This is a genomic window from Acinetobacter sp. YH01005, assembly GCF_013420465.1.
GTDB lineage: Bacteria > Pseudomonadota > Gammaproteobacteria > Pseudomonadales > Moraxellaceae > Acinetobacter > Acinetobacter amyesii.
The window spans coordinates 1-7,930 of the sequence record NZ_VOYA01000046.1 but is presented as its reverse complement, the minus strand read 5'-3'; the positions used below and the strand labels follow the sequence as shown (position 1 = coordinate 7,930).

The 7,930-nt window shown below is 37.7% G+C and carries 8 protein-coding genes; 6 read left to right on the top strand and 2 right to left on the bottom strand.

Translation table 11 applies throughout. The features are described from left to right. Nucleotides 1-350: 350 nt before the first annotated feature. A complete protein-coding gene (locus tag FTT72_RS15710; protein ID WP_180178665.1) occupies nt 351-1,325 on the top strand; it encodes a PoNe immunity protein domain-containing protein in 975 nt (324 codons plus the stop codon). 178 nt (nt 1,326-1,503) lie between these two features. Next, on the top strand, nt 1,504-1,944 hold the full coding sequence (locus FTT72_RS15705; RefSeq protein WP_180056095.1) for a hypothetical protein: 441 nt from the start codon (nt 1,504-1,506) through the stop codon (nt 1,942-1,944). A gap of 72 nt (nt 1,945-2,016) precedes the next feature. Here FTT72_RS15705 and FTT72_RS15700 read toward each other — a convergent pair whose 3' ends face one another. Further along, nucleotides 2,017-2,796 (bottom strand): ferredoxin--NADP reductase, encoded by a 780-nt coding sequence (locus FTT72_RS15700; RefSeq protein WP_078189109.1) that lies wholly within the window; start codon nt 2,794-2,796, stop codon nt 2,017-2,019. A gap of 106 nt (nt 2,797-2,902) precedes the next feature. Here FTT72_RS15700 and tsaA point away from each other — a divergent pair, with 106 nt between their 5' ends. After that, nucleotides 2,903-3,613 carry a tRNA (N6-threonylcarbamoyladenosine(37)-N6)-methyltransferase TrmO gene (tsaA, locus tag FTT72_RS15695; protein WP_180056082.1) on the top strand — a complete coding sequence of 237 codons (711 nt, stop codon included), beginning with the start codon at nt 2,903-2,905 and terminating at the stop codon, nt 3,611-3,613. A 39-nt stretch (nt 3,614-3,652) separates the two neighbouring features. Here the strand turns inward: tsaA and FTT72_RS15690 are convergent, their stop codons facing one another. Then, nucleotides 3,653-4,624 (bottom strand): hypothetical protein, encoded by a 972-nt coding sequence (locus tag FTT72_RS15690; RefSeq protein ID WP_180178664.1) that lies wholly within the window; start codon nt 4,622-4,624, stop codon nt 3,653-3,655. A gap of 186 nt (nt 4,625-4,810) precedes the next feature. Between FTT72_RS15690 and FTT72_RS15685 the strand changes: the two genes are divergently transcribed. The 3 genes from FTT72_RS15685 to FTT72_RS15675 all read left to right on the top strand — a co-directional run bounded on the left by FTT72_RS15685 (nt 4,811) and on the right by FTT72_RS15675 (nt 7,832). Continuing rightward, on the top strand, nt 4,811-6,568 hold the full coding sequence (locus tag FTT72_RS15685) for a GspE/PulE family protein (RefSeq protein WP_180178663.1): 1,758 nt from the start codon (nt 4,811-4,813) through the stop codon (nt 6,566-6,568). A gap of 105 nt (nt 6,569-6,673) precedes the next feature. Next, a complete protein-coding gene (locus FTT72_RS15680) occupies nt 6,674-7,036 on the top strand; it encodes a NirD/YgiW/YdeI family stress tolerance protein (protein WP_168379331.1) in 363 nt (120 codons plus the stop codon). A gap of 133 nt (nt 7,037-7,169) precedes the next feature. Further along, nucleotides 7,170-7,832 carry a response regulator transcription factor gene (locus tag FTT72_RS15675; RefSeq protein ID WP_180178662.1) on the top strand — a complete coding sequence of 221 codons (663 nt, stop codon included), beginning with the start codon at nt 7,170-7,172 and terminating at the stop codon, nt 7,830-7,832. Nucleotides 7,833-7,930: the final 98 nt, after the last annotated feature.

Genomic DNA, 7,930 nt, shown 5'->3' with positions numbered 1-7,930 from the left:
TGTACACAGCGCATTGGGTTATGTATCGCCTTTTGAGTTTGAAGCAATGTACTATGATAAGATTAACCCGTTAGGTCACGTGGCCTAACTTAAATAAAAATGTCTCCGACAAACCCGGTACGGTTCAGTAACCCAAGACAATCTAACTGTATTAAAAGTCAAAGCTGGCGAAAAATCTCCAAAAACGGGCTATTGGACAACCCCTGCACAAGTGGATTCACGCGTTCATGTGTTAAGAGGTGAAATGTTACCAACACTTTCTGAAACAGATTGGGGTGAAGTGTACTGGTATTTTAATGGAGAGGAATAAATAAAACATGCCCTTCGGGGCATTATTTTTGGGAATCAGAATGGTTTTTGATAAAAAGAAAAGACAGCTTTTTTTAACTGAGGATAATTTTATCACGTTTGCTGATCATTATAGAGAATATATTGATTATTGGGCTAATAATGTAGGGGGAAGTTGCGATAACCTTGAAGAAAAAAAGAAGTTAGCAATGAGCACTCATGCTGAGTACTCATATAATTTATTTTCGCTATTATTGACGCCAGGATATGAGATTTTAGATTTAAGATTAATTTTTGAAGATGTAATAATTGCTTATGAAAAATATACAATCGCATTAAGAGCTGCAGAAAAAGATAATGATTGGGCGCCATTTTATTTTACCGCTATAGATGAGTACGAAAGATGTCTGCAGTTGATAGGATTGTATTATCTATTACATAGAAGAGACTTATTACCACGTATTGCAGCGATGCAAGACAAAATTTACCATGAGCAAACAGAACAATTAGATACGCTGTATGAGGACTTTTTATCATTTGAGTTGACGGATAGATATGATGTAGATCAATGGTTTTTTGATAATCCATATCGCCCATTAATTTTTAGTAAATATAGAGATACTAAAGAAGAGAGTATTCAAGATATACAGGAATATTTGAAATTATGGTATCCAGCATTTGAAAGTGCTCCATGGTATGACTTACATAAAATGGAAAATGGAGGTTATTTTGGCTATTGGGCTATAGAAGCTGCTGCTTACGTTTATTTGCTAGATTTAGATGATAGCGAAATAACACATATGATTTATCCAAAAGATTTGGTTAAATTTGCCCGAGAATTTGTACCTTGCGAGAAGGATATAAGTAATCCAAGTACAAAAACATTAAAATGCGAAGCAGGTCAAATTTGCCTTAAAACAGGTGAATGGTATAGTCCTGCGAATAACATGGAAAAACGTCATTTTAAACAGGGTGATGTTATGCCTGAGAGTAAAGATAACCCTTGGGGATTAACGATTTGGTATCTGACTGAATAAGTAGATGCCATTCGGGGCATTTTGGAATGGATGCGAATATATATTGGCAGTTTACTGGTGATAAATAGGATAGAGTTTCCTTTTGGTTCTTCGTTTCTAATGGATAATATTTTTAATTTTCTTTGATTATTATTTTTAATTAAATAAATTAAAACCCAATATTTTTTAAAGGATAATGATGAAAGTTTTAAAAAAGAATTTAATGCTTATTATGCTTTCAGCAATGAGTTTAATAGGGTGTAATACTCATTCAACAAAAACTTATGTGTTGACGACAACATCTTATGGTTATGATGCAAGTTATATTCCTTATATTGTTGAATTAAATGGAGAGGAGTTAGGTGGAGGGCTAGGTAGTGGAACGAAAAGATCAGCAGTGATAACAGGAGCTCAATATATTAAATGGGGAGAAGGTAATAGCTCTAAAAAGCATATTGCAACCAATGTCCCCACATTGACGAATGAAAATTTAAAAGATAAAAAATATTTAGCTGTACATATATATCCAGATGACAGTGTGGAAATTAATTTATCGAATGAATTACCTGATGCTACTGAGAAAGGTTTAGAGTGGAGAGCAAAAATTATTGATGAATTGAAGGTAAAAGAAGAAAAATAGCTGTATCAGTCATGAGTGGCATATAGATAAAAAAAAGCGCATGATGACATGCGCTTTTTAATTTACAGCTAATTATTTTTCAACGAATGCACGTTCAATCACGTAGTCGCCTAGAACGCCCATCTTAGGAGATTCTTTCAAACCGTGCTGGTCAAGTAGTGCAGCAACGTCGTCTAGGAATGCAGGTGAACCGCAAAGCATTGCGCGGTCAGTTTCAGGGTTGAAGCGTGGTAGACCGATTTTTTCGAAAAGTTGACCAGATTCAATGGCAGTAGTTACACGGCCTTGAGTATGGAATTCTTCACGAGTTACAGTAGGGTAGTAAACCAATTTTTCTTTCGCGCCTAATTCACCAAAGAATTCGTGGTTAGGAATTTCATCTAAGATTAAATCTTGATAAGCCAATTCCGAAATGAAACGAGTACCATGTACAACAATGATTTTTTCAAAACGTTCGTAAGTTTCAGGGTCACGAATCACAGAAAGGAACGGTGCAAGACCTGTACCAGAAGAAAGTAGGTATAAGTTTTTACCAGGGTTTAAGTCATCTAGAACTAAAGTGCCTGTAGGTTTTTTAGACACTAAAATTTCATCGCCAACTTTTACTTTTTGTAAAATAGACGTTAAAGGACCATCTGGAACTTTAATAGAGAAAAACTCTAATTCTTCTTCATAGTTTGCGCTTGCAATAGAATAAGCGCGCATTAAAGGCTTACCATTTACTTCAAGGCCGATCATCACAAATTGACCGTTTTTAAAACGTAACGCTGTATCGCGAGTGGTTTTAAAAGAGAATAAAGTGTCATTCCAATGGTGGACGTGAGTAATCTTTTCGACGTTAAAAGCAGCCATTAAAGGTCTCAATAAAATTATCAAATTAGAACAGCTTACTATTCTAATCTAAAATCATTCTCGATAAACTGAATATATTTAATTGAACTTATCAGAAAAAGTGATTATGTCTGAGCTTAAAATGCCAATTATCGGGTATATGAAATCTCCCTACCGAGAAAAATTTGGTATTCCACGTCAGCCAAATTTGGTGCAAGTCGAATCTTATATTGAAATGGTAGAACCTTATAACGATTTATTGGCTTTTGAGGGGATTGATGATTTTAGTCATCTTTGGTTGATTTGGCAGTTTCATGAAAATAAAAATGCAGATTCGACAAAATTTCGTCCGCAAGTTCGTCCACCTCGTTTAGGTGGTAATCAAAAAATCGGGGTATTTGCGACACGAAGTATGTACCGGCCGTCACCTATGGGCTTGTCGGTTGTGCAGCTCAAAGGGGTGAAAAAAGTCGGAAAATCGGTACGAGTCTATGTGGTCGGTAGTGATTTGTTGGATGGAACACCAATTTTAGATATCAAACCGTATATTCAGTATTCAGATGCAGTGATGGGTGCACAAAGTGGTTATGCGCAGGATGAGCCAGAAAGAAAATCTGTGATTTGGTCAGAGCACGCTGAGCAACAAAAACAGGTATTTTTGAATAATGGCAATTTAACCGCGCAATTAAGGGCTGAACTTGAGCAGGTATTGAGTTTAGATCCACGTCCTGCCTATCAGCATGATGATGAACGTGTGTACGGCATGTTGTTTGGTGGATTGAATGTGAAATTTCAGGTCAGTAAACAACATGTTTTGATTGTTGAAATATCTCAATAAAAAAGGAGCTTTCAGCTCCTTTTTTATTAAATGTGTAAATTATTTATTTGCTGCAAAACTTTGTTTGATTGCGTTAAGAGCAACATCGTTATACATGCTGCAAGAGTTCTCAGCTAATTGTTTAAACTCTAAAAATTGAGTTTTTTGAGTAGGATTTGTTGAAGTATTTATCCAATTATCAATAATCTTAATTAAATCCTGCATATTGTATTCCACTCCTTTAGGAGATGGGTAAGCGTCATAGAAACGATTTTTATATTGAGCTACGCCATATTCACTCTCATCATCAGCTACGGTATAGGCTACAGTATCTTTCATGATGTATTTTTTCGCAGTAATATCTGTACTAAGATCAGCCCACCAGTCAGCTAAAAAACTTTGACTTTCACTATCTGAGGAATCTGTTAAATCTAAATACTGTTCACTATTTGATACTTTATTTAATTGTAAACAGCGAGAACCAGCGGGAAACTTAATATTTGAAATAGCTGTTAAGTATTTGAGAGCATCGTTAGAAATATAGTTGCTTGAATCAGTAATATTATTTTTTATGATCCAATAATTATAGGCATCAACTTGAGAGGCAATGATTTCACCTTCAAGATTGAAAGATTTCATTGTTGTTGTAATTTTTAGACCTGATGAATTAATAGAGGAATGAGGACTTAGCGTCCACACATTATTTGCAATGGATATATTGCCATTCAGATAGCCATACGAACTGTGTAGAGATCCTTCATCATACAAGCCATTCGTTGTGACCATAAATGAATCGCTACTTTCTGAAGTATATAATTTACCATTATCGATAGTTGCAGTATCACTTTCGTATGACAGCACATCACTTTCACTGTCGAGTTCAAAAGTTGACCACTGTTGGAAAGCAGCATTTGGTACTAGTGGATTTTCACTGGAATTATTATTAGATGTAGAGCTTCCACCGCCGCCGCCGCAGGCAGTTAAGCTAAGAATAGTCATCGTATAAATTGCTAATATTTTTATTTTCATCATAAATCTTCTTATATCGTTGTTATAAAGCCCTGAGAGGCAAATTTATTATAGCTTAAATTTATTAATGTTTTCATTAATAAAAAAAATAGTATGCTTTCAGAAAACCTATGTGCAAAACTCAAATGACTCAAGCATGCCTTTAGAATTTTTTGCTATAGTAGTTTTATGTTTGGGGAACATAGAACAATGACTTTTAATTTTGAAATTGACACTTCTTGGTGTTTAGACCAATTACAAAAAGATGGACGTATTATTGAACGCGACAAAATGCTGATTCAAACCACGCACCGTCAGCGTGAGCAGTTGAAATGGCATCCTTTACAATGGATTGCCAATTTTAATTTAGTCGATCAGAGTCATCCGCAGTCTACCTTAACACTTAATAGACTCTGTCAATGGTTGGCAGAAAAGTCAGGTGTACCGTTTTATATTATCGATCCTTTAAAAGCTGATGTGCCTGCACTGACAGCCATTATGTCGCAGGAATTTGCAGTACGAAATCGCATTTTAGCGGTGGAATTACAAAATGAGCATGTGTTGATTGCAACGGATCAACCTTATAAAAATGAATGGATTGCCAATTTAGAAAGAACGGTATTACCACGCAAGATTCAGCGTGTATTACTCAGTCCAGATCAACTACAGCGATATTTGGTTGAATATTACCAAGTGAGTCGTGCGGTCAGTAATTCGCAAAAATCATCGAGTTATGACCGTGAAAATAAAGGCGTTGAAGCGCTATTACAATTAGGTGATACACAAAATCCAGATGCCAATGATCAGCATATTGTGAAGCTTGTCGATTGGGTCTTACAGTTTGCCTTCGAACAAGGTGCAAGTGATATTCACCTCGAGCCGCGTAAAGATACAGGAAAGGTGCGTTTTCGTATCGATGGGGTATTACATACCATCTACAACATGCCCGCAAATACCCTGACAGCCGTGGTCTCGCGAATTAAGATCTTAGGTCGGATGAATGTGGCGGAAAAGCGTAAGCCGCAAGATGGACGTTTAAAAACCCGTACACCCAAAGGCCAAGAAACAGAGCTACGTTTATCGACGTTGCCAACAGCTTTTGGTGAAAAGTTGGTTATGCGTATTTTTGACCCTGAAGTCTTGGTACGTAGCTTCCAACAGCTCGGTTTTGAAGGGCGTCTGCTGGATGATTGGAAGGCCTTAACCAGTCATAGTCACGGTATTATTTTAGTGACTGGTCCGACAGGTTCAGGTAAGACCACCACGCTTTATTCATCACTCAAACAATTAGCAACTGAAGAAGTGAATGTCTGCACCATTGAAGACCCGATTGAGATGTTAGAGCCAAGCTTTAACCAAATGCAGGTGAATACAGGGATTGATCTGGGCTTTGCTGATGGTGTACGGGCTTTAATGCGTCAAGACCCTGACATTATCATGGTAGGGGAGATCCGAGATCATGATACGGCAAATATGGCGATCCAAGCTGCATTAACAGGTCATTTGGTGCTTTCAACTTTACATACCAATGATGCACCATCGAGTTTGACGCGATTACATGACCTAGGTATTCAGCCTTTTTTAACGGCAGCGACTATTTTAGGGGTTTTGGCACAACGTTTGGTTCGTCAACTCTGTCCACATTGTAAGCGTGAGACTTTTATCAATGAACAAGAGTGGAAACATCTGACCTTTGAATATGCGATTCAAATGCCTGATTTCGTCTACGAAGCGGTGGGCTGTGATGAATGCCGTCAAACGGGTTATAAAGGCCGTGTGGGAATTTATGAATTTATGCCACTCAGTATTGAAACCAAGCAATTGATTGGTGCTAATGCAGATCTAACCCAACTACGTACACAGGCTCGTAAAGAGCATGTCGAGCCATTACGAATTGCCGGTGCGCGTAAAGTACTTGCAGGGGTAACCACTTTAGAAGAAGTCCTGCGTGTCGTGCCGCTCAACTAATGGTTCGATCAAAGTAAATAAAAACGTCTTTGCAGCTTAAGATTCGACTCATCTTGCTTTGTTTAAATAGCGCTATCGAAATAGACACAGTAAGAGAGACCGAAGATGAAAACATTCACTCAATTGGTATGTGGTTTAGCATTTGCAGGTGTGGCATCGGTTGCAGTCGCGAATACAGCCGTTAATCAAACAGCAGTTGCACCGATGAAAACCACATCTGTGAAACATGCCTTAGGCTTAAAAGATGATAGTAAAGTTCAATTGAAAGGTTATGTTGTGAAATCGATGGGCGATGAAAAATATCAGTTCCGCGATAGCACAGGCAGCATTACAGTGGATATTGATGATGAACTTTGGCAAGGCAAAGCGATTTCAGCTAAAACACCGGTAACGCTCATTGGAGAAATCGACATTGATTACAAACCAACAAAACGTGTTGAAGTGGATGTCGATCAAGTAAAATTTTAATTTAGCCTGTCATTCAATACAGTGCTGCGCCATGAAAAAAACCACAGCAAGCTGTGGTTTTTTTATGATATGAGTAGATATGAGCAAAAGTTCGATACACTGAAGTCGGAACCATAGAAATAGGGTAGGTAAGATGCGAATTTTATTGGCAGAAGATGATGCATCCCAAGCAGACAGTATAAAAACATGGCTTGAAATGGATGGCTATAGTGTCGATTGGGTTGAGCGAGGCGATCACGCTATTTTGGCTTTAGAACAACATCAATATGATTGCATACTTTTAGATCGTGGCTTACCAAAAGTAACTGGTGATGAAATTTTAAAACGTATCGTACAGTTGCATCCGCTTACACCAGTTTTATTCATTACTGCTCGTGACAGTATTGCAGATCGTGTTGAAGGTTTAGATCTGGGAGCCCATGATTATTTGGTGAAACCCTTTAGCTTGGAAGAGTTGTCAGCAAGGGTACGTGCCCAATTACGTTTGCATCATCAGCAGCGTGATAATTCTCTGACTTTCGGGGAATTAAGTTTAGATGTACTAGCCAAAACGCTGCGTAAAAATGCGGAATTGATTACGCTGACATCGCGTGAATATCAAATTTTGCATAAGATGATGTTGAATCCTGAGCATATTATGACGCGTAGCCAACTCGAAGAATCGCTCTATGCATGGGGCGATGAAGTGGAAAGTAATGCGATCGAAGTTTTTATTTACCAATTGCGTAAGAAGATTGGCAGTGATTACATTAAGAGGTGGTCCCACATGTTTGAACAACTAAAAGCGTATTTATAAGTGATATTCCGCTCTAGTTAAGCCACCTTGTTTTGTTGGGGTAGCTGATCATAGTAAAACTCATTTGGTGTCATTTTGTCTAGACTCGAATGAGGTCG